General features: G+C 69.9%; 34 protein-coding genes. 33 read left to right on the forward strand and 1 reads right to left on the reverse strand.

The annotated features are described in order from the left end of the window. The first annotated feature begins 4 nt into the window (after positions 1 to 4). The 33 genes from ACH34T_RS29995 to ACH34T_RS30155 all read left to right on the forward strand — a co-directional run bounded on the left by ACH34T_RS29995 (position 5) and on the right by ACH34T_RS30155 (position 21,124). Positions 5 to 169, forward strand: a complete 165-nt coding sequence (locus ACH34T_RS29995; protein WP_396024286.1) for a hypothetical protein — start codon at positions 5 to 7, stop codon at positions 167 to 169. Continuing rightward, on the forward strand, positions 166 to 378 hold the full coding sequence (locus ACH34T_RS30000; RefSeq protein ID WP_396024287.1) for a hypothetical protein: 213 nt from the start codon (positions 166 to 168) through the stop codon (positions 376 to 378). The genes ACH34T_RS29995 and ACH34T_RS30000 overlap by 4 nt, the downstream gene beginning before the upstream one ends. Beyond that, positions 375 to 515 (forward strand): hypothetical protein, encoded by a 141-nt coding sequence (locus tag ACH34T_RS30005; protein WP_396024288.1) that lies wholly within the window; start codon positions 375 to 377, stop codon positions 513 to 515. The genes ACH34T_RS30000 and ACH34T_RS30005 overlap by 4 nt, the downstream gene beginning before the upstream one ends. A 55-nt stretch (positions 516 to 570) precedes the next feature. Further along, complete coding sequence (locus ACH34T_RS30010; protein WP_396024289.1) at positions 571 to 948, forward strand: hypothetical protein; 378 nt, start codon at positions 571 to 573, stop codon at positions 946 to 948. Then, entirely contained in the window at positions 945 to 1,205 is a 261-nt protein-coding gene (locus ACH34T_RS30015) for a hypothetical protein (protein ID WP_396024290.1), read from the forward strand. The genes ACH34T_RS30010 and ACH34T_RS30015 overlap by 4 nt, the downstream gene beginning before the upstream one ends. Continuing rightward, positions 1,202 to 1,705 carry a DUF6011 domain-containing protein gene (locus ACH34T_RS30020; protein ID WP_396024291.1) on the forward strand — a complete coding sequence of 168 codons (504 nt, stop codon included), beginning with the start codon at positions 1,202 to 1,204 and terminating at the stop codon, positions 1,703 to 1,705. Before ACH34T_RS30015 ends, ACH34T_RS30020 begins: the two co-directional genes overlap by 4 nt. Beyond that, entirely contained in the window at positions 1,702 to 2,604 is a 903-nt protein-coding gene (locus tag ACH34T_RS30025; RefSeq protein WP_396024292.1) for a hypothetical protein, read from the forward strand. The genes ACH34T_RS30020 and ACH34T_RS30025 overlap by 4 nt, the downstream gene beginning before the upstream one ends. 65 nt (positions 2,605 to 2,669) lie before the next feature. Continuing rightward, the gene (locus tag ACH34T_RS30030) at positions 2,670 to 2,963 is read left to right on the forward strand and encodes an HNH endonuclease (RefSeq protein ID WP_396024293.1); all 294 of its coding nucleotides are present in this window, start codon (positions 2,670 to 2,672) and stop codon (positions 2,961 to 2,963) included. Continuing rightward, the gene (locus ACH34T_RS30035) at positions 2,960 to 3,406 is read left to right on the forward strand and encodes an AAA family ATPase (RefSeq protein WP_396024294.1); all 447 of its coding nucleotides are present in this window, start codon (positions 2,960 to 2,962) and stop codon (positions 3,404 to 3,406) included. The genes ACH34T_RS30030 and ACH34T_RS30035 overlap by 4 nt, the downstream gene beginning before the upstream one ends. Before the next feature lie 181 nt (positions 3,407 to 3,587). Next, the gene (locus ACH34T_RS30040) at positions 3,588 to 3,797 is read left to right on the forward strand and encodes a hypothetical protein (protein ID WP_396024295.1); all 210 of its coding nucleotides are present in this window, start codon (positions 3,588 to 3,590) and stop codon (positions 3,795 to 3,797) included. After that, positions 3,794 to 5,260: a hypothetical protein gene (locus ACH34T_RS30045; protein WP_396024296.1), complete on the forward strand. Its 1,467-nt coding sequence runs from the start codon at positions 3,794 to 3,796 to the stop codon at positions 5,258 to 5,260. The genes ACH34T_RS30040 and ACH34T_RS30045 overlap by 4 nt, the downstream gene beginning before the upstream one ends. Positions 5,261 to 5,393: 133 nt before the next feature. Next, positions 5,394 to 5,606, forward strand: a complete 213-nt coding sequence (locus tag ACH34T_RS30050; protein WP_396024297.1) for a hypothetical protein — start codon at positions 5,394 to 5,396, stop codon at positions 5,604 to 5,606. After that, positions 5,599 to 5,892, forward strand: a complete 294-nt coding sequence (locus ACH34T_RS30055) for a DUF6221 family protein (RefSeq protein WP_396024298.1) — start codon at positions 5,599 to 5,601, stop codon at positions 5,890 to 5,892. Before ACH34T_RS30050 ends, ACH34T_RS30055 begins: the two co-directional genes overlap by 8 nt. Next, on the forward strand, positions 5,889 to 7,082 hold the full coding sequence (locus tag ACH34T_RS30060; RefSeq protein WP_396024299.1) for a phage portal protein: 1,194 nt from the start codon (positions 5,889 to 5,891) through the stop codon (positions 7,080 to 7,082). The genes ACH34T_RS30055 and ACH34T_RS30060 overlap by 4 nt, the downstream gene beginning before the upstream one ends. Continuing rightward, positions 7,082 to 7,741 carry an HK97 family phage prohead protease gene (locus ACH34T_RS30065; protein ID WP_396024300.1) on the forward strand — a complete coding sequence of 220 codons (660 nt, stop codon included), beginning with the start codon at positions 7,082 to 7,084 and terminating at the stop codon, positions 7,739 to 7,741. The genes ACH34T_RS30060 and ACH34T_RS30065 overlap by 1 nt, the downstream gene beginning before the upstream one ends. A 162-nt stretch (positions 7,742 to 7,903) precedes the next feature. After that, positions 7,904 to 9,412: a phage major capsid protein gene (locus tag ACH34T_RS30070; RefSeq protein WP_396024301.1), complete on the forward strand. Its 1,509-nt coding sequence runs from the start codon at positions 7,904 to 7,906 to the stop codon at positions 9,410 to 9,412. Positions 9,413 to 9,476: 64 nt separating this feature from the next. Continuing rightward, the gene (locus tag ACH34T_RS30075; RefSeq protein WP_396024302.1) at positions 9,477 to 9,818 is read left to right on the forward strand and encodes a hypothetical protein; all 342 of its coding nucleotides are present in this window, start codon (positions 9,477 to 9,479) and stop codon (positions 9,816 to 9,818) included. Positions 9,819 to 9,821: 3 nt separating this feature from the next. After that, positions 9,822 to 10,397 (forward strand): head-tail connector protein, encoded by a 576-nt coding sequence (locus tag ACH34T_RS30080; RefSeq protein ID WP_396024303.1) that lies wholly within the window; start codon positions 9,822 to 9,824, stop codon positions 10,395 to 10,397. Further along, positions 10,394 to 10,864, forward strand: coding sequence for a hypothetical protein (locus ACH34T_RS30085; protein ID WP_396024304.1), 471 nt, complete (start codon positions 10,394 to 10,396; stop codon positions 10,862 to 10,864). Before ACH34T_RS30080 ends, ACH34T_RS30085 begins: the two co-directional genes overlap by 4 nt. A 9-nt stretch (positions 10,865 to 10,873) precedes the next feature. Beyond that, positions 10,874 to 11,119, forward strand: coding sequence for a hypothetical protein (locus tag ACH34T_RS30090; protein WP_396024305.1), 246 nt, complete (start codon positions 10,874 to 10,876; stop codon positions 11,117 to 11,119). Next, entirely contained in the window at positions 11,119 to 12,147 is a 1,029-nt protein-coding gene (locus ACH34T_RS30095) for a phage tail tube protein (RefSeq protein ID WP_396024306.1), read from the forward strand. The genes ACH34T_RS30090 and ACH34T_RS30095 overlap by 1 nt, the downstream gene beginning before the upstream one ends. Before the next feature lie 3 nt (positions 12,148 to 12,150). Beyond that, a complete protein-coding gene (locus ACH34T_RS30100; RefSeq protein WP_396024307.1) occupies positions 12,151 to 12,657 on the forward strand; it encodes a hypothetical protein in 507 nt (168 codons plus the stop codon). Further along, complete coding sequence (locus tag ACH34T_RS30105) at positions 12,654 to 13,148, forward strand: hypothetical protein (RefSeq protein ID WP_396024308.1); 495 nt, start codon at positions 12,654 to 12,656, stop codon at positions 13,146 to 13,148. The genes ACH34T_RS30100 and ACH34T_RS30105 overlap by 4 nt, the downstream gene beginning before the upstream one ends. Positions 13,149 to 13,241: 93 nt before the next feature. Further along, positions 13,242 to 16,202, forward strand: a complete 2,961-nt coding sequence (locus tag ACH34T_RS30110; RefSeq protein ID WP_396024309.1) for a phage tail tape measure protein — start codon at positions 13,242 to 13,244, stop codon at positions 16,200 to 16,202. After that, a complete protein-coding gene (locus ACH34T_RS30115; protein ID WP_396024310.1) occupies positions 16,199 to 17,986 on the forward strand; it encodes a carbohydrate binding domain-containing protein in 1,788 nt (595 codons plus the stop codon). Before ACH34T_RS30110 ends, ACH34T_RS30115 begins: the two co-directional genes overlap by 4 nt. Positions 17,987 to 17,995: 9 nt before the next feature. Next, complete coding sequence (locus ACH34T_RS30120; RefSeq protein ID WP_396024311.1) at positions 17,996 to 18,628, forward strand: hypothetical protein; 633 nt, start codon at positions 17,996 to 17,998, stop codon at positions 18,626 to 18,628. Positions 18,629 to 18,637: 9 nt separating this feature from the next. After that, positions 18,638 to 19,132: a hypothetical protein gene (locus tag ACH34T_RS30125; protein WP_396024312.1), complete on the forward strand. Its 495-nt coding sequence runs from the start codon at positions 18,638 to 18,640 to the stop codon at positions 19,130 to 19,132. Positions 19,133 to 19,158: 26 nt separating this feature from the next. Next, positions 19,159 to 19,449, forward strand: a complete 291-nt coding sequence (locus tag ACH34T_RS30130) for a hypothetical protein (protein ID WP_396024313.1) — start codon at positions 19,159 to 19,161, stop codon at positions 19,447 to 19,449. Next, positions 19,446 to 19,646: a hypothetical protein gene (locus ACH34T_RS30135; protein WP_396024314.1), complete on the forward strand. Its 201-nt coding sequence runs from the start codon at positions 19,446 to 19,448 to the stop codon at positions 19,644 to 19,646. The genes ACH34T_RS30130 and ACH34T_RS30135 overlap by 4 nt, the downstream gene beginning before the upstream one ends. Then, a complete protein-coding gene (locus ACH34T_RS30140; RefSeq protein ID WP_396024315.1) occupies positions 19,643 to 19,966 on the forward strand; it encodes a hypothetical protein in 324 nt (107 codons plus the stop codon). Before ACH34T_RS30135 ends, ACH34T_RS30140 begins: the two co-directional genes overlap by 4 nt. Next, positions 19,963 to 20,103 (forward strand): hypothetical protein, encoded by a 141-nt coding sequence (locus ACH34T_RS30145; RefSeq protein ID WP_396024316.1) that lies wholly within the window; start codon positions 19,963 to 19,965, stop codon positions 20,101 to 20,103. The genes ACH34T_RS30140 and ACH34T_RS30145 overlap by 4 nt, the downstream gene beginning before the upstream one ends. After that, positions 20,103 to 20,873: a CHAP domain-containing protein gene (locus ACH34T_RS30150; protein ID WP_396024317.1), complete on the forward strand. Its 771-nt coding sequence runs from the start codon at positions 20,103 to 20,105 to the stop codon at positions 20,871 to 20,873. Before ACH34T_RS30145 ends, ACH34T_RS30150 begins: the two co-directional genes overlap by 1 nt. A 2-nt stretch (positions 20,874 to 20,875) precedes the next feature. Next, entirely contained in the window at positions 20,876 to 21,124 is a 249-nt protein-coding gene (locus ACH34T_RS30155; protein ID WP_396024318.1) for a hypothetical protein, read from the forward strand. A gap of 87 nt (positions 21,125 to 21,211) precedes the next feature. On the opposite strand, the gene ACH34T_RS30160 is transcribed toward ACH34T_RS30155, so the two are convergent. Continuing rightward, positions 21,212 to 21,580: a hypothetical protein gene (locus tag ACH34T_RS30160; protein ID WP_396024319.1), complete on the reverse strand. Its 369-nt coding sequence runs from the start codon at positions 21,578 to 21,580 to the stop codon at positions 21,212 to 21,214. Positions 21,581 to 21,825: the final 245 nt, after the last annotated feature.

Here is a 21,825-nt window from a genome sequence, read left to right on the forward strand (position 1 = left end):
CGACATGTCCGACCGCATCGTGAGGTGCCGCTACCTGCGGCGCAATGAGCAGCAGTGCACCGCAGAAGCGGCCGACCCGGTGGCCGAACTGCTGCTCTGCACGAAGCACCTGGCCCGCGCGATGGCGCTTGTCCAGGAGCGCCGCACCACCAGGAGCGCCACCCGATGACCGACCAGCCAACCGCGCCGGACGACCTCGTCCTGATGTTCGAGCTGCTGTGCGCGCTCGACGGCCAGCCGATCCACGGTGACGGCACCCAGTGCGACGGCTGCGACGCGCACGTCGTCCCGACCCGCCACATCTCCGGCGGCGTCCTGCTGCGCATCGTCCATGACCCCTGGTGCGACAAGGCCGCCCGCAAGGAGGCCGCCCGATGAACCTCGACGGCGTCCCGCTGCCCGTCCAAACCTTCGCCCTGATCGGTCTCTACGTCACGCTCTGGCTCGGCTGCGCGGCATCGGCGTGGCTGACGTGGCGCGCCGTCGACTGGCTACGGGCCCACCGCACCCGATGAAGAACGAGACGGCCGGGCGCGTCCCTACCGCGCCCGGCCAGGAAGGAAGCATGTCATGACCATCCGAACCGAGGTCGTGTCGCTGCTGTGCGGCATCGACATGACCGGCGGCGGCCCGGCCACATGGCGCCACGAGCAGGACGGCCGCCCGCTGACCGACGCGGAGCGCGACCTCGCGCTGTCCGCGACGCGCGAGGAGATCGAAGCCGTCCGCGACTACGCCGTCCGGGCGCAGGAGTACCACACCGAGAAGCTCGCCGACTTCGAGCGCATCGAGGAACTCACGCGGCGGTACGCGCACGGCCTGCCCGACGGCGAGCCCATGGGCGCGATCGTCGCCCGGATGGACGGGGCCGACCGCGCCGAGTTCCTCCAGATCATGGAGCGTCTCGCGCCGGACGGGACGCTCTGGACGCCGGGTGGTGGATCGTGACCAGGCCGAAGACGTCCAAGCCCAACCTCAGCAAGGCTGACCGGAAGCGACTCAAGGAACTGCGGAGCCAGCGCCGGGACGCCGCCCGGAACTTCTACCACCCCGCCATCTGGTACGGCGCCGAGCCGTGCACCGACGAGGCGTCGATCATCGCCGAGGAGCGCGCCAGGATCGACGCCGAGATCAAGCGGCTCACCGCGCCGCCGCCGGTCCTGGAGGGCGTCATCGTCCGCCCCGACCAGGGAGCGCTGTGGTGACCGGCCGGACGACCGCCGTTTCGTGGGAACAACGAGTGGCGTCCCGCACCTGGCAGGACATCCCACGCGGCTACTACGCCATCGAGATCCTCCATCAGCCATGCGAATGTCTCGACAACGGCGTCGAGGACGAGTGCGGGCACATGCCCGAACTGCTGGGCTATCGGCTGTTCGAGCGCAAGGAGTCCCGCGTCACCCGCACCGGCCGCCGCGTCGGCAAGGACCGGTTCATCTCCGGCACCACCGTCGTCGTCCCCGGGATCGACCACGACCTCGTCCGCGAGGTCCTCGACAGCGAGCGCGACTGGACGACTGAGGTGTGGGGTCCGCGCGGCCACGAGTTGTACATCCTCGACGACCTGGTCACGAAGCCCGACTACTACCGCGCCCAGTACGGCAAGTTCACTGGCCGGTGCGGCTGCTGTGGGCGTGCCCTCACCGACAACGACTCCAAGCTGCGGGGCATCGGCCCCGAGTGCCTGAAGGGACTTCAGCCGTGACCACCACCGAAGACCGCGACAACGTCCGGGCCATGCACGAGTCGCTGGCCCGCCTCACCGGCCGCACGGTGGAGGAAGCCGAGGCGATGACCATCGAGGAGGTCGTCGACTTCACCGCCCGGATGTCGTTCCACACCCTCGGCCTGCAGATCGCCACGCGCTTCGAGGAGGCTGACGGCGTCCATCTCATGGAGGACGGCATCAGGGCGCACGCCGCACGCGTCGGTGAGGCCCTGGAGCGTCTGCACGAACGGGTGCCGCTGTTCCCCGTCCGCATGCAGGACGTGACCATCGACCTGTTCGGGTTCGGCCGCGCGCCGATCCACTTTGTCACCCAGGCGAAGGACGAGGACGGGTCTGACGTCCGGTACTTCCTGCTCTCGGAGCTGGCCGAGCCGCTCGGCATCCCGCTCCACAAGGCGCACGAGTGGGCCGAGCGGGAGCAGGCCGACGCAATCCGTGCCCAGCGTGAGCGCGACGAAGAGCGGGGCGCTCTCGGATGGGAGTGCATGAACGACGTCATCGACCTAGGCGTGTGGCTGACGGTGGACGACCCGGAGGCCAGGCCGGACGCGGACGGCAAGCGGTGGTCGACGGCGGGCGAGTGGCTCGTCAGCGACGATCGGCTGCTGGCCCTGATGACGTGGTCGCCATGGTCGAAGGTGTTCTACGAGAACGCCCGCCCGCTCATGGCGCACGCGTTCATCCACTCCGGCCTGGCCGACAAGCTCGGCGACGTCCCGACGTACAGGACCGTCGAGACCTACGACGGTGAGACCAAGACCGGGCCGACCGGCGACACCCTCGGCGACCATGTCCGCGAGGACGCCGCCGGGATCACGGTCGAGGAAGCGGCCAAGCGAGCCATGCGCGGGCTGTGCTTCGGGCCCCCTGAGTAGCCAACCCGCCGCCCCGACGTGCCCGCGTGGCACGTCGGGGCGGCACCCCGGAAGGAGGGCGGGCAGTGGCCAAGCCCGGGCTCGGCGCACGGCACCAGGCCATCGCCGCGATCATCCGCAAACGCGCCGCGGCCGGCGAACCCTGCCACCTGTGCGGACAACCCATCGACACCCGCCCACCCGAACAAGGCGGCCCCGCGCCCCGCACCCGATGGTCATTCAGCCTCGACCACATCACCCCGAGGTCGAAGGGTGGCCAGTCCACCCTGGCCAATGCGAGACCGAGCCACTACGGCTGCAACAGCCGACGCGGCAACGGATCATCGAACCGCAAGACCTGGCGACCGAGGAGGTGGTGACCGTGCTGACCATCGTCACCGGCCCACCCTGCGCCGGGAAGACAACCCACGTCCGCACCCACGCCAAGCCCGGCGACATCGTGGTGGACTACGACCAGATCGCCCAGGCGCTCGGCAGCCCCGACACCCACGACCACCCTGCCCCCATCGCCTACGTCGCCAAGGCCGCGAGGCAGACAGCCATCCGCGCCGCGATCGGCTGCCACCGCCGCGGCTCCACCGTCTGGATCATCGACACCGCACCCTCACCCCACCGCCAACACCAGTACGCCAAGGCCGGAGCCAAGGTCATCACCCTCACCGCGCCAGCCGACGAGCTACACCGAAGGGCACAGGACCGGCCCGAGGCATGGCATGCCCTGATCGACCAATGGCTAGCCGACCATGAGGGCCCAAACGATCACGCAGCGCACACAGGCACCTGGAGACCAAGATCATGGTGACCAACTCCGACCACGAAACGATCAACGAAACCGCAGGTCAGGGATTTTTGAGGGCCATGATCACAAGACCCGGCACTGAGTCCACGTTTTCCCTCCCCGTGGTGCCGCGTTTGGTCACGGAGGGTGAGAGGGGTTGATCATGGGGCCGGTGGAGAGGGCCACGCGAGATGAGTTGGCGGCCATGGCTGACGAGGCTGTGACCTGCGCTCTTGGGGCGTCGGCGGTGGATCTGGCGCGGCGTCAGGACGGGGCGCATCAGCCGAATCAGGCGGCGCAGTGCGCGAAGGAGTTGCGGGAGACGCTGCGGGTGCTGGCGGAGCGGTTCCCGCCGGCGTCGAAGGCGGACTCGGTGGATGAGCTGCGGTCTCGGCGCGAGGAGCGTGGGGCGTGACGCTGCTGGGTGTGCAGACTCCGCGGCTGCGGACGGTCCCGGCCTACGAGCGGACGTGGGGGGCGGAGGTGCGGGATCTCGCGAGCCTGGCCGGGCTGGACCTCGACCCGTGGCAGGGCGATGTGCTGGACGACTTGTGCGCCGAGTCGGTGGAGCGGCCGGGCCGGTGGAACACCCTGGAGAACTGCATGATCGTCGGGAGGCAGAACGGGAAGGGCGCTGTACTGGAGGCGTACGTCCTGGGCTGCCTGTTCCTGTTCGATGACCCGCTGATCATGTTCAGTGCGCACCGGTTCGACACGGCGCGGGAGATGTTCCTGCGGATCAAGGAGCTGATCGCGGGCTGCCCGGACCTGTCCCGGCGGGTCCGGCGGGTGTCGGAGGCGCACGGCAAGGAGGGCATCGAGCTGCGGTCGGGGCAGCGGATCAAGTTCCATGCCCGGTCGGAGAAGGCGGCCCGGGGGTTCTCCGGCGACAAGGTCATCATGGACGAGGCGTTCCGGCTGGATGCGGGGATGATGGGCGCGGTCATGCCGACGATGTCCGCGCGCCCGAACCCGCAGATCGTCTACGCCTCCAGTGCGGGGTGGGAGATCTCCGAGCAGCTCGGCCGGCTCCGGCGCCGCGCGGTGAAGGCGATCGAGGACGGGCAGCCGGACCCGTCGCTGACGTTCCTGGAGTGGTCGGCGGCGGACGAGACCGAGCGGGTGAGGGGTGTGCTGGCCGACCCGGGGCTGTGGGCGCAGGCGAACCCGGCGCTCGGTATCCGGATCAGTGAGGAGTTCATCGCGGCGGAACTGCGGACGATGGGGGCGGTGGAGTTTGCGCGGGAGCGGCTCGGCGTCTCGGACTATCCGCCGGACGAGGAGGATGAGGGCGGCTGGGAGGTCATCGGCGAGGCGGACTGGGCGAAGCTGGCCGTGCAGGGCGAGGCCCCGCGGCCGGGTGACGAGGGTGCGCGGCGGCCGGCGTTCGGGGTGGACATGACGCCGGACCGGAGCATGGCCGCGGTCGGGGCGGCGTTCCGGGACGAGAACGGCGCCCTGGTGGTCGAGGTGATCAACCATGCGCAGGGGTCGGGGTGGGTGGTGCCCAGGTGCGTGGAGCTGGGCGGCCGGTACGACTGCGTTTTCGTGGTGGACAAGCGGGGTCCGGCGGCGTCGCTGATCAAGCCGCTGCAGGACGCGGGGCTGAACGTGCTGGCGATCGACACGGGCGCGGTGGCGGACGCGTACGGGCGGTTCCTGGACGCGGCGACCGACACCCGGGATCTGGTGCATCTGGACGATGAGCCGTTGAACGAGGCGGTGAAGGGCGCGACGACGAGGCCGTTGGGGGACCGGGTGACGTGGGATCGGCGCGGTGACGCCGACATTTGCCCGCTGGTGGCGGTGACGAATGCGGCGTCTGGGCATGCGGAGTGGGCGGATGTGGACGCCGATCCGATGGACAACATCTGGTGAAACCTCAACCATGGTTGGCGTATACCTCGACCTTGGTTGACAATGGGCGGGTGGAGTGCTTGTGGTAGCGGTGAGCGCGGCGGGTCGGCCGGGGGCGCTGAGGCGTCGTCTGGCTGCTCGGCGCGTCGAGCGGGTGCCGGTGCGTGCGCTGGTGGCCGGGGCTGCGGGCACGGCGCTCAGGGCCGTGTTGACGGCCGTCCTTGCGCTGCGGGGGCTGGCGGGTGTGGCGCTGCTGGCGTATGGGGCGTGGCTGGCGTGGCCGCCCGGCGGGTTCATCGTCGCCGGGGTGGCGCTGCTCGCTGACCGTGTCCACGACGAAGGCAAGGGGCGTTCCGCGAATGAGTGACCTGGTGGAGTTCCTGCGCGCTCGACTGCTGGAGGACGAGCGGTCAGCGTCGGACGAATGCCCTGACGGCGGGCGCGACCAGGCGGCGCGAGAACTGGCCGAGGTCGAGAGCAAGCGGCAGCAGATCGACCTGTGTGAGTACCTGTCCGGGTGGACCGATGAGCACGACACCGAGGTCACCGCTCACGAGATCAAGTCCATGCGCAAGGCCGCTGACCTGATGCTCCGGAGGGTGGCCCTGCCGTACGCAGATCACCCCGACCACAACCCGGCGTGGCGGCCATGAGCGTCCTGTTCGGCCGTGGCCTGGAGCGGCGCGCGGCGTCCCTGGGTTCGTTCTTCGCCGCCTCGTCGCAGATCCCGCCGAACTCCCAGGCTGGTCTTCCCGGCCCGGCGGTGACGGGGATGGAGTGGAGCCTGCAGAAGACCGCCGTGTGGGGATGTGTGAACCTCACGGCGACCATTGCCGAGTGCATGCCGATCGAGATCTTCTCTTCCGAGGCGCCGGACAAGCGGAAGCTGCCGGTTCCGGGGTGGCTGGCGGACCTGGGCGGCGACGGGCACGGCCTGCCCGACTGGCTGTATCAGGCGATCATCTCGTTCATGCTGCGCGGGAACCTGTACGGCACCGTCCCGGCGGGGATGCGGGACACGCTGCGCGGCACTCCGACGATGATCCAGCTGCAGCACCCCGACCGTGTGAGCGTGTTCCAGCCGTGGAACGGGGACCCGCCGGAGTGGCGGGTCAACGGCCGAGAGGTGCCCGCCAAGGACATGTGGCACAAGCGGACCTATCCCGTCCCGGGGCGGCTGCTGGGCGCCTCCCCGATCGAGTACGGGTCCGGGGTGATCTCTCTCGGGGTGGAGTCCACCCAGTTCGGGCTGCGGTGGTTCCACGAGGGCGCACACCCGTCCGGGATCCTGACCAATGAGTCCAAGCTCGACCAGGGGCAGGCGAAGACCGCCAAGGAGCGGTTCATGGCCAGTCTGCGCGGCACCCGGGAACCGGCCGTGCTCGGCGCCGGGTGGAAGTACCAGGTCGTGCAGGTCGCGCCGAACGAGTCGCAGATGCTGGAGACGCAGGGGTTCACCTCGGCGGAGTGCTGCCGGCTGTTCGGCCCCGGATACACGCAGATCTTCGGGTACGAGAGCGGTGAGAGCTTGACGTACGCGAACATCGAGCAGCGCTCGCTCGACCTGCTGACCTACTCGGTGGACCCGTGGCTGGTCCGGCTGGAGCGGATCCTGACGCAGCTGCTGCCCGCTGGCCGGAACGTGAAGTTCAACCGCAAGGGCCTGCTCCGTTCGGACCTGCTGACCCGGTACCAGGCGCACGAGATCGCGCTGCGGAACAAGATGGGCACCGTCAACGAGGCGCGTGCCGAGGAAGACCTGCCCCCGCTGGATGGTGGGGATGAGCTACCGGCGGAAGCCAACCCGGCGCCGCCGCCCGTCCCGGTGAAGGTGCAGAACTGATGAACAAGGCTGACCGCGCCGCGAAGCGGGGCATAGAGCGGCACCACTACCCGGTGCGGCTGGAGGTCCGGCAGGCCACCACCGCCGGTGGTCCGACGACGGTGGAGGGCTACGCGTCGGTGACCGACGAGGTGTTCGAGATGTGGGACCCGTTCGGGGCGTACGGGGAGGTCGTCCGGCCGGGCGCGTTCACCAAGACCCTGGCGGAGAACCCGCAGGTGCAGCTCCTGCTCAACCACGGTGGCCTGTCGATGGCCTACACCCGCGCGGGGTCGCTGCGACTCGCAGAGGACGCGACCGGGCTGCACATGTCCGCGGACGTGAACCCGATCCGGTCGGACGTGAAGGACATGCTGACCGCGCTGGAGGACCACGCGGTCGACGAGATGAGCTTCGCGTTCCGGGTGACGCGTCAGCAGTGGTCGCCGGACTTCGACCAGCGCGACATCATCGAGGTCGACCTGCACCGCGGGGACGTCTCCGTGGTGAACTTCGGTGCGAACCCGGCCACGTCGGTGGCGCTGCGGTCGGCCGACTTCGACCAGCTGCCCGAGGCCGAGGCGCGGGCGCTGTGGGAGCGGCTCGGCCGCCGGTTCGCCGCCGCTCCGGCGGCCGAGCTTCCGCTCTCCCTCGCGCGCGCGCAGGCCGACGCCCTGTAGAACCTCAACCTAAGTTGACGCTCGCGGGAGTGTCCCGCATTCTGGTCATGTACGCCTGCGTCATTCGACGCGCCGGACCCCACGCCGGACCCGCACGCCGGGCACCACCTGGGGCACCACCCGGAGAGAGCAGGCATCGTCCGCTATTCGTGGAGATGCCCCATGCTGGAATTCCTCCGGGCCCGTCTGAAGGAGCTGCTGGAGCAGCGCGCGGCCCGCAAGTCCGAGCTCGACGAGGTGCTGAAGGCGCCGTCGGCCGAGAAGCGCGATCTGAACGAGGCCGAGGCGGCCGCGTTCACCGAGAAGCGCGCCGCGATCCAGACGCTCGACACCGAGATCGAAGAGGTCCGGGGCCGCGTCGAGGAGCTGGAGGCCGACGAGAAGCGCGAGCAGGCCGCCAACGAGCTGCGCGCCAAGTACGGCGCGGAGAAGCCCGCCGCGCCGAACGAGGCCCGCAAGGCGGGCGCGCAGGTGAACGAACCGCTGACCTACCAGCGCGGCGCCGGGCACAGCTACTTCCTGGACCTGGCTCGCATCGAGTTCAACCGCGGCGACGGCGACGGCGGCCTGGTCGAGGCCCGTGAACGGCTCCGCCGCCACGGCGACGAGCTGCGCGTGGAGATGCCCGCGCGGGAGAAGCGCCGCGAGGAGATCGCTCGCCGGGAGATGCGCGGCATCGACAACCTCCCCGAGCAGTACCGGGCGAGCGTTTTCGAGAAGCGCGTGAACCCCAACCGCACCGACGGGCAGGGCGGCTACTTCGTCCCGCCGCTGTGGCTGGTCGACGAGTACATCGACCTGCCCCGGTACGGTCGCACCACGGCGAACCTGTGCCGGACGATGACGCTGCCGTCGGGCACCGACTCGATCAACCTGCCGAAGGTCGCGACCGGCACTGCGACGGGCGTGCAGACCGCGGATGCCGGGGCGGTCCCCTCGACGGACATGACCGACACGTTCGTGACCGCGCCGGTCCGCACGATCTCCGGTCAGCAGGACGTCGCGATCCAGCTGCTCGACCAGTCCCCGATCAGCTTCGACGAGGTCGTGTTCGACGACCTGATCGCGGACTACAACATGCAGCTGGACCTTCAGGTCATCAACGGGTCCGGTTCGTCCGGGCAGGTCACCGGCATCCTGAACACCGCGGGCATCAACTCGGTCACCTACACCGACGCCACCCCGACGCTGCCGGAGATGTATCCCTCGTTCGCGCAGGGCGCGTCGAAGGTCGCCACCGGCCGCAAGATGCCCGCCACCGCCGCAGTAGTGATCCCCTCCATCTGGTACTGGGCGACGGCGCAACTCGACACCACGAACAGGCCGCTGATCACCACGCTCGCCGCCTATAACCCGGCCGCCGTGCAGGACGCCCTGGCCTCCGAGGGCCCGGTCGGCATGCTCGCGCTGGGCCTGCCGGTCTACCTGGACGGCAACGTCCCCAGCAACCTGGGCGCCGGCACGAACGAGACCCGTGTCATCGAGGCCCGGTTCTCCGACCTGTACCTGTGGGAGGGGTCGATGCGGACCCGCGTCCTGCAGGAGGTCCTGTCCGGGACGCTGCAGGTCCGGTTCCAGGTGTACAACTACGCCGCGTTCATGGCGAACCGGCGTCCAACCTCCATCTCCGTCATCTCTGGCACGGGCCTGATCCCGACCGCCGGTTACTGATCCACGGGCTGGGCGGCCCCCGTCGCCCCCGATCGGGGGCCGTCCTCATGGAAGGAGGGACGAGATGGCGGATCACGACCTGGCGGCCGAGCTGGCCGGGTATCGCGCGGAGCTGGCGCACTGCGAGAAGTACGAGAAGACCGAGCGTGCCGAGCTGGTGAACGGCGAGATCGAGCGGGTCGAGGGTGAGGTTCGAGGCGTGGCCGAGTCGCTGGAGCGCGCGGCCGCCGACCACGAGGACGCCGGCCGCGACGTGCTGGCGGCACAGGCGCGTGTGGAAGCTCGCCGTTACCGGGAGCTTCTCGACGACGGCGAGGCCAAGCCCGCGTCCCGGCCGGTCAAGCGCGGCCCGGGTCGTCCCCGCAAGGAGACGGCCGAGGACAAGACGCCGCGAGAGAAGGCGTAACCGGTGGCCGCGACCGACCTCTTCACGCTCGCCGACGCCAAGGCGCAGCTGAACATCACCGACTCCGCTTCGGATGCGGAGCTGGCCGGGTTCGTCAGCGGTGTCACGCGCGTGGTCGAGCGGTACGTCGGCGCGGTCGTCAACCGGACCGTGACCGAGGTGTTCGACGGCGGCCGCTGCGAGCTGCTGCTGTCGAACATCCCGGTCGCCTCCATCACCTCGGTCACCGACAGCGGCACCGTCCTGGACGCCGGCGCGTACAAGGTGTCGAAGTCGGGGGTGCTGGCCCGGGTGGCGGGGACGGCTCGGACGCCGTTCCTGCCGGGGATCCAATCGGTGTCGGTCGCGTACGTAGCCGGGAAGGTCGCCAACACGGCGGCCGTGGCGACGGACCTGCCGGACGTCCGGCTCGCCGGGCTGATCATCGTTCAGCACATGTGGGAGACGCAGCGACCCGCCGCCCGCGGCCCCTTCTCGCAGGAGTCCGACGACTTCGACCCGCGGTACGCCTACTCGGTGCCGCGCCGCGCGCAGGAGCTCCTCGGCGTGGAGATGGGCGAGCAGGTGGGGTTCGCATGAGCACGCAGATCCCCGACGCGATCGACAAGCTCGTCGCTCTCTTCGAGGCCGCGCTGCCGGTCGGGACCGTCGTCGCCGATGGCCCGCAGGTGTCCTTCCCCACCGGGGAGTGGGCGGTGGTCGGCGGCGACGGCCCGGTCGACGAGGAGGAGGACGCGGCCCGCTCCACTCAGGCGTGGAAGGGGCTGGGCGCGATGGTGCGGGACGAGGCGATCGACGTCACGTGCGCGGTCGGGTCCTCGACGGGCAACGCTGAGACGACGCTACGGCCCCGCCGGGAGGCCGCCACGGCGCTGCTGCAGGCGATCGAGGACGGGCTGCGCGCCGACCCGGGCCTGGGCGGATTCACCACCGGCGGCGCCGCCGCGGTGACCGACGTGGCGCTGCGGTACCCGACCAACTCCCAGGGCCTGGCCGCGGTCCTGGTGTTCACGATCAATATCCCGGTCCGGTCCCGGATCACCTAGGAGAAGTCGATGCGCAAGAGGTTCATCGGCCCGGCGAACCCGGGCCGCGACGAGGCCGGGAAGCCGGTGCCCGACCTCGGTCACGAGATCAACGTCCGGGGCCGGTACCTGGGCAACGTCAAGGCGGGCGAGGTCCTGGACGTCCCCGACGAGCTGTGCGCCGGGACGAAGGACGATCCGGCGCCGGTGTGGCCGCAGCAGCTGTGGGAGGACGTCACCGGCGCCCCCGCCAAGACCAAGAAGGGTGAGGACTGATGACGACCCGGAGCGGTCTGGACGCGCAGCTGGGGTTCGCGGCCGAGTCGACGTTCGGGACCGGCGTCACCGTGACGCGGTTCCTGGAGTTCGACAACGAGGACATGAAGTTCATGCCCACGTGGCTGGAAGGTGAGGGGCTGCGCGCGGGCGGGAAGTTCAAGCGGTCCTCCCGGGTGTCGGTCAGCCGGAAGGACGTGAACGGCAAGTTCGACATCAAGGTCCCCAACAAGGGCCTGGGGCTCCTGCTCAAGCACATGATCGGCAGTTCGGGGACGGCGACGCAGATCGGCGCGACCACCGCCTACGAGCAGGTCCACACGCCCGGCGACATGTACGGCAAGAGCATGACCGTGCAGGTCGGCCGTCCCGAGCCGGGCACCGGCACGGTGCGTCCGTTCGGCTATACCGGCTGCAAGATCACTCAGTGGGAGATGACCGTCCAGGACGGCGATCACCTGAAGCTCAGCGTGACGCTGGACGGCCGCAACGAGGACACCACGACCGGGCTGGCCACCGCGTCCTACGCCAGTGGGGCGGAGCTGTACAACTTCTCGCACGCCACCCTGAAGCTCGGCGGCACCCCCGCCACCGCGAGCGGGAAGACCTCGATCACCGGCGGGGTCGCCGTCGCGACCGTCGTCAACCAGGTGCAGCTGAAGGGCGAGTCGCCGATGGCGGTCGACCGGTACGGCGTCGGGAACGCCGGGCTGAAGGCCGAGCCGATCGAGAACGACTACCCGACCGTGACCGGCACCCTCGACGCGGAGTTCGCCAAGACCGAGCTGTACGACGTGTACAAGGCGTTCAACGCGCTGGCGCTGGAGCTGACGCTGGAGTTCGGTGCGGCCGACACCGGGCAGCCGTTCCACCTGTCGTTCATCGCCCCGGCGATCAAGTTCAAGGAGTCCAGTCCCTCGGTGGACGGGCCGGGGATCGTCAAGGCGCAGATGGAGTTCGAGGTCTACGACAACGGCGTCGACCCGGCGTACCAGTTCCGCTACATCTCCACGGACACGGCGATCTGACCGGTGAACGTCTCCGTCTCGTCCCATGACCTGGCCCGCCTGGGCCGGGACCTTCAGCGTGCGGGCCGCAAGGACCTGAAGAAGGAAGCGCTGATGCGGATGCGGCGCGCGGTGCAGCCGATCGTGCCGGAGATCCAGCGGGCGGTGCGGGGAACGCCGGGCGGCACGTCGGATCTGCGGTCGGCGCAGGCCAGGGCGGCGCGGCCCCGGCGGCTCCGGGATGCCACGGCGCGCGGCGTTCAGGCCAAGGCCAGCCTGACGGGCAAGTACGCCGGGGTCCGGCTGCGGGTCGACCCCCGGCACTTCCCGGACGGGGAGAAGCACCTGTCCAAGTACTTGGAGGGGACCCTCCCACGGTGGCGGTCGCCGAGCTGGGGCCACGACCCGTGGAAGACGCAGCGGGCGCACCCCTACTTCTTCGTGACCATCCGGCCGCACATCCCTGCCGTGCAGGCCGAGGTCGCGAAGGTGATCAAAGAAGCGATGGATGAACTAGGCGGCGGCGGATGATCATCACGTTGAAGGACTGCCTTGTCCCCGAGTGTGCGGGCAAGGAGCACCGCTGGGAGTTCGAGCGGCCCACCCTGCGGGAGCTGGAGCGCATCGAGCACACCACCGGCATGGACGTCGGGGACTTCTTTCAGGGCCTGGTCGACGTCGAGGAGAAGGGCGTCACCGGCCTGGCGATCAAGACGCTGCTCGCGATGGTCGACGTCCTGCATCGCCGGGAGGGGATCCGCCCGCCGTTCGAGGACATCGACGTCGACTTCGTGAACTTGTCCTTCGAGTTCATGCCGGGCGAGACCGAGGGCGAGGGCGAGGCTGGCGAGGCGGAGGGCGGCGAGGGAAAAGACCCCGCCCCGGCGGCGCCCTCCCACCCCCAAGAGGAACCGGCGACGCCGGCGGCCGAGCCGGGATCTGGGCCCGAAGCCGCGGAGGCGTCCGAGCCCAGGTCATCCACTACGCCGACGGGCTCTGGCGGTGGTTCGGCCTCACCGTGATCACCGTCTGGGACCTGGCCCCCGACGAGTTCGTGGGCTTCGTCCAGTACATCGACCAGCGCAGACGCGACGAGGAGCGGGAGGAGGCGAACCGTGAGCAGCACTGAAACCCGGCGGATCCAGTTCGATTTCGTCGCCCGGGACCGGGGCGTGCAGCGCACCACCCAGGAGACCGGCGAAGCGATCGAGGACATGAACGAATCGACCGAGCAGGGCGCCGGGAAAATGGGCAAGCTCGGCGCGGTCGCCGCCAAGCTCGGCCCGATCCTCGGCGTGGTCGCCGGTGCCGCCGCGTTGATCGCGCCCGCGGTCGCCAAGGGGCTGGACGCGCAGGCCGCCACGGCGAAGTTCCAGGCGCAGCTCGGCCTGTCGGCCAAGGAGTCGCAGCGGATCGGCGGCGTCGCCGGGAAGCTGTACAGCTCCGCGTATGGCGAGTCGATGGACGAGGTCCGTACCGCGATCACGGCGGTGATCCGGAACATGGACGGGATGCGGACCGCCAGCAGCGCGGATCTGCAGGCGACCAGCGCCCGGGCGATGGACCTGGCCCAGGTGATGGGTGAGGACGTCGGCCCGGTCACCGTCGCGGTCGGGCAGATGATGAAGACCGGCCTGGCCAAGAACTCCAAAGAGGCGTTCGACATCCTGACGCGCGGCGCGCAGATGGGCGCGAACAAGGCCGAGGACCTGCTCGACACCTTCAATGAGTACTCGACGCAGTTCCGGGACCTGGGTCTGAACGGCGCGCAGGCGATGGGCATCATCCAGCAGGGCCTGCAAGGCGGCGCCCGGGACGCCGACATCGTCGCCGACGGCCTCAAGGAACTGAACATCCGGGTGCAGGACATGTCCGCGGCGCCCGGGCTGGAGAAGCTCGGCCTGAACGCCAAGGAGATGGCGGCCGCGTTCGGGAAGGGCGGCCCGACCGCGACCAAGGCCCTGGACCAGATCACCGACCGGCTCCGGAAGGTGAAGGACCCCACCCAGCGGTACGCGATCGCGCAGCAGATCCTCGGCACCCAGTCCGAGGACATGAGCAAGGCGCTGCTGAAGATCGACCCGTCCGAGGCGACCCGCAAGCTCGGCAAGTTCGGCGGTGCCGCCGACGCCGCGGGCAAGGCGATGGGGTCGACGTTCAAGGCGCGCCTCACCGGGTTCAAGCGGACGGTGGAGACGCAGGTCACCGACGTCGCGACCCGGGCCATGACGTCGGTGGTGAAGTTCGGCGGGCAGATCAAGAAGGGGTTCCAGCTCCCCAAGACCGGCAAGGCCGCGGGTGACTGGCAGAAGTTCGGCGTCGAACTGCGGAAGATCGCGGACTGGACGCGGACCAAGCTGATCCCGGCGCTGCGGGACCTGGGCGACTGGGTTGCCAAGAAGATCGCCCCGCAGATCGCCAAGTTCTACAAGACGGTGCTGAAGGAGCTGTTCGCCCAGCTCCGCCGGATCTACAAGGAGATCGACTCTGGCGACGTCCCGTGGAAGAAGATCCTGAACGTCCTGAAGAAGATCTACGAGTTCGCCGCGAAGTTCTTCCTGAAGCTGTGGTCGACGGAACTGAAGATCGCGTTGAAGATCGCGGGCACCTGGATCGTGTACGCGATCAAGAGTTTCAAGCTGCTGTGGCAGGAGGGCGAGCGGGTCTGGAAGAACCTCCGCAAGGGCGGCAAGGTCGTCCAGGACTGGTCCAAGACCGCACGGTCCGCGTTCGGCGGGTTCAAGACCGTCGCGATCAAGGTCTTGGCGGACGTGCTGCGGTTCTTCCTGGCGTTCGCGGCGCACCTGGTCAAGGGCGCGGCGAAGGCGTTCGGGTGGGTGCCCGGCCTGGGCGGCAAGCTCAAGTCGGCGGCGCGGGCGGTGGAGAAGTTCCGCAAGGACGTCAACGACGAGCTGAACAAGATCACGTCCAAGCGGAACGTGAGCGTGAAGGTCAACGCGGTCGGGAAGTGGACCGCACATGACCCCGGCCGCCGGATCCCCGGCCTGGCTTCCGGTGGCCCAGTTCCGGCGATGTGGGCGGGCGCGACCCGTTCCTACGACTCCCAGCCCGCGCTGCTGCGGGTGGACGAGCACGTGTGGACGCCCGAGGAGGTCGACGACGTCGGCGGGCACGGCTCGATGCTCCGGCTCCGCGCCGCCGCCCGCCGGGGCCTGCTGAAGGGCTACGCCGCCGGCGGGCAAGTGGCGCGCGGGATGGGCCTGACGGTGGACACCCCCGGCGCGAGGGCGCTGCGGCACGACTTCGCGCCGATCTCCGCCGGGATGCTGCGCATGTACCTGCAGATCGCCAAGGCGCTGGCGAAGATGTTCGGCGGTGCGAACGGGGTGGTCGGCGCCGCCCGGTCGATGATCGGGTACCCCTACAGCTGGGGCGGCGGCGGGAAGGGCGGCCCCAGCTTCGGGATCGGCCGCGGGTCGGGGACCTTCGGGTTCGACTGCTCCGGCCTCACCGAGTACGCGTGGTGGAAGGGCGCTCGGACGTCCATCGGCGGCGTCACCGGCCCCCAGTGGGCCAACTCGCACCCATCGTCACGACGGCCAGGCGCTCTCGGGTTCCCGCACATGGGACACGTGGTGCTCGCCAGCGACCGGCCGGGCTACATCATCCAGGCACCGTTCACCGGGTCCCACGTGCAGGAGATCCCCTCCAGCCGCGGCTACTCGTGGCGGTGGCCGGACGGCGCCCGGTTCTACACCGGTGGCCCCGTCGGGCAGGGCGCCGCCGCGGCGATGGGCGGCGCGGACTGGCAGCGCCGCAACGCTCAGGCGCTCGGGATGCTCGGCGACCCGGGACGGCGCCGGGCGGCCGGTGGGCGGGTCGCGTTCGGCGCCCCGTACCTGGTCGGTGAGAACGGCCCCGAGGTGATGGTGCCGGGCGGCGCCGGGCGGGTGCACAGCGCCGGGACGAAGGTCGTGCACGTCACGCAGAACGTCAACGTGACCGTGCAGGTGCCGCCGACCGCGAACAAGGGCGCCGTCGGCAAGGAAATCAACGACTGCCTGCTGGAGTACAAGCACCGCGGTGGCCGACTCGCTACGGCAGGTCGGCCATGACGGCGCAATTCCCCGAGCTGTCCATCCAGGCCGCGTTCCGTGTCGGCGCCTCCACCAGCACGCTACTGACCCTCGACGACCCCACCCGCGGGCGGCTGGACACCGGCACTTTGGGCGACGGGTCCGAACAGGACCCGGTCTGGGTAGAGCTCGCCGACCGGGCCACCGAAGGCAAGGGCATCGTGTCCCGCGGGTCACAGCGCATCGACTCCCCGATCGTGCAATACGAGCCCGGCACGCTCAGCGTGCCGCTGGCCAACCACGACAGGGACCTTGACCCCTCCAACCTGAACGGGCCCTACACCCAGGCCGCCGGGGCGCAGGACGGCACCACGTACGTCCTGAACGACAACCCCGGCTTCGAGGACGGACTGACCAGCTGGACGGGCATCGGAGGCGCCCTGTCCCAGGACACGACCGTGACCCATGCCGGTACCGCGTCGGGCAAAATCGTCCCCGATGGAGTGTCAGCCCTGGTCCGGATCGACTCGGACCCGGTGCCGGTGGAGGCGAGCCAGACCTACCGGGCGCAGGGCTGGGTACGGTGCGCCGCCGCCCGCAACGTCAGCCTGAACATCAACTGGTTCGACGCCAGTGGCGGCTACCTGGACACCAGCGTGAACGCGCAGGCGGTCGCCGCCGACACGTGGACGATCATGTCCGCAGATATGATGGCCCCGGCCGGAGCCGCCCAGGCCAACATCATCCCCACCCTGGACGGCACACCACCGCCGTCCGCCGTGCTGTGGGTCGACGAGGTCGAGCTGTCGCAGCAGCGAGCGACGCAGGTCACGGCGATGCGCGCCGTGCGAGTCCTGGCCACCTGGGCCAACGTGGTGTACGAGCTCTTCCAGGGAACCGCCGACGCTTGGGACGTCCACTACGAGGACCCGGGCCAGGCGATCACCACCCTCGCCGCCACCGACGGATTCAAGGTGCTGGCGGGGATCTCCCGCGCCGCCGCACCCGCCGCCGGCGAAGGGGAAACGACCGGGGCCCGCATCACCCGGATCCTTGACAGCGCGGGATGGAGCACCCAGGCCCGCGACATCGACGACGGTGACACCATCGTGCAGGCGACCACCCTGGACGGTGAGGTCCTCGCCGAACTCCAGATCACCGCCGACTCCGAGATCGGCGAACTGTACATCGACGGCGGCGGCCGGGTCCGGTTCCGGGCCCGGAACGCACTGCTCACCGACGCGCGATCCAACACGGCGCAGGCGGTGTTCGGCGACGACGGCGACGAACTGCCCTACAAGGACCTCGGTGTGTCCAGCGACGACGCGACGTTCTACAACGAGGTCCGGGTCACCCGCGCCGCCCGCGCCGACGAGGATCCGCCCGATGAACCGGTGGAACAGGTCGCCGACGACACCACCAGTCAGGCGCTGTTCTACAAGCGGACCTTCACCCCGCCGTCCGCGCCGATCCTGGACGCCGACCAAGACGCCTTGGCCTATGCCCAGTGGCTGGCCGCCGTGGCGTCCTACCCGGAGCTGCGGTTCACCGAACTGACCCTCGAACCCGCCGTCGCGGCGAACGAGCTGTGGCCGCACGCGCTCGGCCGGCAGATCGGCGACCGGATCACCATCATCCGCCGGCCGCCCGGCGGCGGCGACCCCATCGAAATGGACTGCTTCATCCGCGGGATCACGCACGAGTTCGGCGACGAGGAATGGATCACCAAATGGGCCCTGCAATCGGCGACCCGGTACGGCGGATTCCTCGTCCTCGATGACGCGCTACTCGGCCGCCTCGATGAGAACCGGCTGGCCTACTAGGAGGATCTGATGGGTTCGGGCTTTAAGGACTTCGCGGTCGGGGAGGTGCTCGGCTCCGCCGACGTCGACAACTACCTGATGAAGCAGTCGGTCATGTCGTTCGCCTCGGCGGCCGCGCGGGCCGCCGCGGTCACCTCCCCCGAGGAGGGCATGGTCGCCTACCTGCGCGACGTCGACGCCCTCACCGTCTACACCGGCGCCGCCTGGGTCATCGGCGCCTACCTCGGGGATGCGGCGACCTACACACCGGCGTGGACGGCGGTGTCCTCCAACCCCTCCCTGGGGAACGGGGCGGTCGTCGGCCGGTACAAGCAGTGGGGCAAAAGCGTGCAGGTGTACGCGCGGCTCACCACCGGCTCGACGTCCAGCTACGGGTCGGGCGGGTACCGGCTGTCGCTGCCGTCGGCCGCCGGGACGCCGTCCCTGACCACCGACCACCGCGTCCACACGCAGTACTTCGACGCCAGCGCCGGCGTCTACTACCCCGGGCACTGCCAGGTGTCGGACCTGGGCCACGTCAACCTGCAGTACTTCGGCGTCGCGGGCAGCCTCGTCCGGCTCAACAACGTCGACCCGACCGGCCCGTTCACCTGGGCGACCGGAGACATCATCTACGTCTTCGGCATGTACGAAGTCGCGTAAGGGGACCCGATGAGCACCGTTCAAACAACCCCCGGACAGGCGCCGACCGCGGTCATCGCCGACGACGGCGTGGTCACCGGCGCGATCCCGGTCGACCTGTCAGCGAACACGCCTGTCCGGGTGATGCGCGTCGTGGTCCCGGTCGCCGCCGGAGACTTCCTCGACATCACCGCCGAGGCCCGCGTCACCAACGACTGCGGGTACACGATCGGCGTCGGGTGGCGGCTCCAGTGGTACGACGTCGACGACGGGGTGCCGTGGCCGCACGTGACGCCCTGGCCCCAGATCGGCACTCCGTCAGGCGACAACGTCCCCGCGTCGCGGCACCACATGCCGCTGACGCTGACGCGCGCCTATCAGGTCCCTGCGAACTGGCCGGTGGATCACCGCATGGTGATCAACCTGATGGTCGACGCGCACTCCACGGCGTGGGAGGCGGGCGACTCATTGACGGTGGACGCGTACGGCCAGATGGTCGTGCGCCGCTGGAGCGCGACCTCCTAACCCGAGGCCAGAGAGGACGTGAGGTAGTGACGGCTGCGCTGGCCGCGACGCCGTGGCCAACGCTCATCGCGGGAGGCGTCGCGCTGCTGCTGGTGGCGGTGGTGGGTCTGACGATCCGTTCCATCATCCGGGGCGACCTGGTGCCCCGCCAGTACCTGAAGGACGTGCAGGCCGAACGCGATACCTGGAGGGAAGCGTGGACCGTACAGCAGGCCACTATCGCCGAGTTCCGGGGCCAGTTGGAGGCCAACACCGAGGCGCTGCGGTTCACGCAGCAGCTGGTGGAGGCGCTGGCGGCGAAGGGTCCGGCGCGGTGAGGGTCCCGTGGCGGCGTCGCGCCAATGGCGACCGGCGGTCGGCAGCCGACGAGGCGCTGGAGATCAGCAAGCGGCAGCGCGAGCACGCGCGTGAGCGCCGCCACGAGTTCGAGCACCTGACCCATCGGATACGGGAGATCCGCAAGGTGAACCACCTGGCCGAGGCGTTCGACAGGGCCTTCGGGGAGGGCCGGTGATTCAGGCGATCGGTACCGCGCTCGTGGTCGTCAGCGCGGTGCTGGCGTGGGCGGTGTGCGCGCTGTACCACCTGTCGGCGCGGTGGTGGGAGTCGGAGGCCGGCCGCCACCTGATGACGTTCACGGCCGTGCTGGCGCTGGTCCTGACGCTGTGGACGGTGGGCGCGCTGACGGCCGCTGCGCATGGCCGCTGGTGGGAGATCGTCCGGCTGGTGGCGTTCACGGGCGTGCCGGCCTCCCTGGCGTGGCGGCTGTGGATGGTGTTCCGGCTGCAGATCCGGCCGGGTCTGCGACGCAACGGAGAGCGAGAGAGGCGATGACGGAGAACGAGGAGCGGATGGTGGACGTGGACGTCCACCCGGACGCGCACCGCCCGACGGAGGGCGACGAGGAGCAGGTGCTCAAGGAGTTGTACGGCGAGCCCGATCAGTACGGCGTCTACAAGGGGGTGCACTGATGGGCTCCGCGGCCGCGATGTTGGCCGAAGCCCGCCGGTCCCTGGGCGTGCGCGGCCGGCCGAACTACATCACCAAGGACTACGCCAACCGGCACGGCAACGTCTTCCTGGATGCCGCGTGGTGCGACATGGCGATCACCTACTGGGCGCGGGCGTCCGGCAATGCCGCCGCGGTCCTGCCGGGCGGGGATCGCGCCTACACGGTCTGGCACGCCCAGGACTTCCAGAAGGCGGGACGCTGGCACACCGGCACCACGGCCGAGGTCGACCGCGCGGAGCCTGGAGACATCGTGTTCTTCGACTGGGGCGCGACCAACAGCGTCGGGGCGATCGACCACGTCGGCATCGTCGAGGTCGCGCTCGGCGGCGGACGGGTGCAAACCATCGAGGCCAACACCTCGGACGCGTGCCTGCGCCGCGTCCGGAGCGCCAGCGTCATCGCCGGGTACGGACGCCCGGCCTATTCCGGCTCGCTGAGTGGCGAGCCCGCGAGCGAGGAGGATCCCTTGATCGGACTGAAGAAGGGCGACTCCGGGCAGGCCGTCAAGGCCCTCCAGGAGATGATCCGCAACGCCGGCCAGGGCAACGCGCTCGGCGAGACGGACGGCGAGTACGGGCCGAAGACCGCCGAGGCGCTGCGGCTGGTGCGCAAGTCCGTGGGCTCGTCGGCCGGTAAGGGCTACGGCGACCAGGTGGACAGCTGGGCGTACGCCCAGCTGCATGCCGCCGTCGCCCGCCATCAGGGCAAGCTGACCTTGAAGAAGGTGTGACCATGTACGCCTATCTGATCCGAACCCTCGTCCCCCTGCTGGTCGGCGTCGTCGTCGGCCAGGCCGCCCGGCTCGGGCTGGACTTGGACGAGGCCGCCGTGTACGCGATCGTCACCCCGGCCGCGACGCTGCTGTACGGCGTTGCGTCCCACTGGGTCGAGACGCACTACCCGCAGGCCGGCCGGTTCCTGCTCGCGCTCGGCCTGACGTCCAAGACCCCCGAGTACAAGCCGCTAGCCCCACGGCAGTAGCCCGGCCTGGCAGGCGGGAGGGGAAGCCCGTCGCCATGCGAACGCCCTCGCCCCTTCTCGCGGAGGGACGAGGGCGTTCTAGTGCCCCTAGCCGATCACCCACTGCAGTGACCGCGCCGGCGTGTCCGTGTTCGTCGGCGTGTACGTGGTCCGGACTGGCCGCTTCCCCTTCGCTACCTCGAAGACGACCCACCCGCGCACGCAGTCCCCGACTCCGACCGACTTGTCGAGCTGCGGATACAGCGGCACCGAGAACGACTCGGCCACCGTGGTCGCGGGCTCGACCCTCGTGTCGTCGGCGTACGCGAGCGACCACGGATCGATCGATATCCCGGCCGGGGCACCGTCGGGGGTCTTCTTGAGGCACACGCCGGCGTCCAAGCCTGCGAATTCGTATCCGGGCCGGCTCGGTTCGTCCTGGCTGGCGAGAGGCTGCCGGTACCGATACGCGGTCACGGCGATCGTGTATCCCTGCACGGTGTGGGTCTGCGCCTTCCCAGGCCGTGCGGCGGCCTCTGCTGCCCGAGATGCCGTCGGGCTAGCCGCTGTGGTGGGCGCTTCACCCGGGACGGTGGGCGCGGAGTTCGGCGTTTGGGCGCCGGAACATCCGGTGATGAGCGCGGCAGCGGCAGTCGCGGCGAGCAGGCGAGATAGGCGCATGGATGGCTCCAGGGCTGGGGAAGTGCACGTGTGACGCGCAC

The sequence above is a fragment of the Actinomadura sp. 9N215 genome (genome assembly GCF_044326345.1).
Taxonomy (GTDB): Bacteria; Actinomycetota; Actinomycetes; order Streptosporangiales; family Streptosporangiaceae; genus Spirillospora.

Excerpts from the sequence above, each read along its gene's own strand:
- ACH34T_RS29995 (WP_396024286.1), top strand. The coding sequence starts at position 5 with ATGTCCGACCGCATCGTGAGGTGCCGCTACCTGCGGCGCAATGAGCAG.
- ACH34T_RS30000 (WP_396024287.1), top strand. The coding sequence starts at position 166 with ATGACCGACCAGCCAACCGCGCCGGACGACCTCGTCCTGATGTTCGAG.
- ACH34T_RS30005 (WP_396024288.1), top strand. The coding sequence starts at position 375 with ATGAACCTCGACGGCGTCCCGCTGCCCGTCCAAACCTTCGCCCTGATC.
- ACH34T_RS30010 (WP_396024289.1), top strand. The coding sequence starts at position 571 with ATGACCATCCGAACCGAGGTCGTGTCGCTGCTGTGCGGCATCGACATG.
- ACH34T_RS30040 (WP_396024295.1), top strand. The coding sequence starts at position 3,588 with ATGGCTGACGAGGCTGTGACCTGCGCTCTTGGGGCGTCGGCGGTGGAT.
- ACH34T_RS30055 (WP_396024298.1), top strand. The coding sequence starts at position 5,599 with ATGAGTGACCTGGTGGAGTTCCTGCGCGCTCGACTGCTGGAGGACGAG.
- ACH34T_RS30060 (WP_396024299.1), top strand. The coding sequence starts at position 5,889 with ATGAGCGTCCTGTTCGGCCGTGGCCTGGAGCGGCGCGCGGCGTCCCTG.
- ACH34T_RS30065 (WP_396024300.1), top strand. The coding sequence starts at position 7,082 with ATGAACAAGGCTGACCGCGCCGCGAAGCGGGGCATAGAGCGGCACCAC.
- ACH34T_RS30070 (WP_396024301.1), top strand. The coding sequence starts at position 7,904 with ATGCTGGAATTCCTCCGGGCCCGTCTGAAGGAGCTGCTGGAGCAGCGC.
- ACH34T_RS30075 (WP_396024302.1), top strand. The coding sequence starts at position 9,477 with ATGGCGGATCACGACCTGGCGGCCGAGCTGGCCGGGTATCGCGCGGAG.
- ACH34T_RS30085 (WP_396024304.1), top strand. The coding sequence starts at position 10,394 with ATGAGCACGCAGATCCCCGACGCGATCGACAAGCTCGTCGCTCTCTTC.
- ACH34T_RS30090 (WP_396024305.1), top strand. The coding sequence starts at position 10,874 with ATGCGCAAGAGGTTCATCGGCCCGGCGAACCCGGGCCGCGACGAGGCC.
- ACH34T_RS30095 (WP_396024306.1), top strand. The coding sequence starts at position 11,119 with ATGACGACCCGGAGCGGTCTGGACGCGCAGCTGGGGTTCGCGGCCGAG.
- ACH34T_RS30105 (WP_396024308.1), top strand. The coding sequence starts at position 12,654 with ATGATCATCACGTTGAAGGACTGCCTTGTCCCCGAGTGTGCGGGCAAG.
- ACH34T_RS30115 (WP_396024310.1), top strand. The coding sequence starts at position 16,199 with ATGACGGCGCAATTCCCCGAGCTGTCCATCCAGGCCGCGTTCCGTGTC.
- ACH34T_RS30120 (WP_396024311.1), top strand. The coding sequence starts at position 17,996 with ATGGGTTCGGGCTTTAAGGACTTCGCGGTCGGGGAGGTGCTCGGCTCC.
- ACH34T_RS30125 (WP_396024312.1), top strand. The coding sequence starts at position 18,638 with ATGAGCACCGTTCAAACAACCCCCGGACAGGCGCCGACCGCGGTCATC.
- ACH34T_RS30145 (WP_396024316.1), top strand. The coding sequence starts at position 19,963 with ATGACGGAGAACGAGGAGCGGATGGTGGACGTGGACGTCCACCCGGAC.
- ACH34T_RS30150 (WP_396024317.1), top strand. The coding sequence starts at position 20,103 with ATGGGCTCCGCGGCCGCGATGTTGGCCGAAGCCCGCCGGTCCCTGGGC.
- ACH34T_RS30155 (WP_396024318.1), top strand. The coding sequence starts at position 20,876 with ATGTACGCCTATCTGATCCGAACCCTCGTCCCCCTGCTGGTCGGCGTC.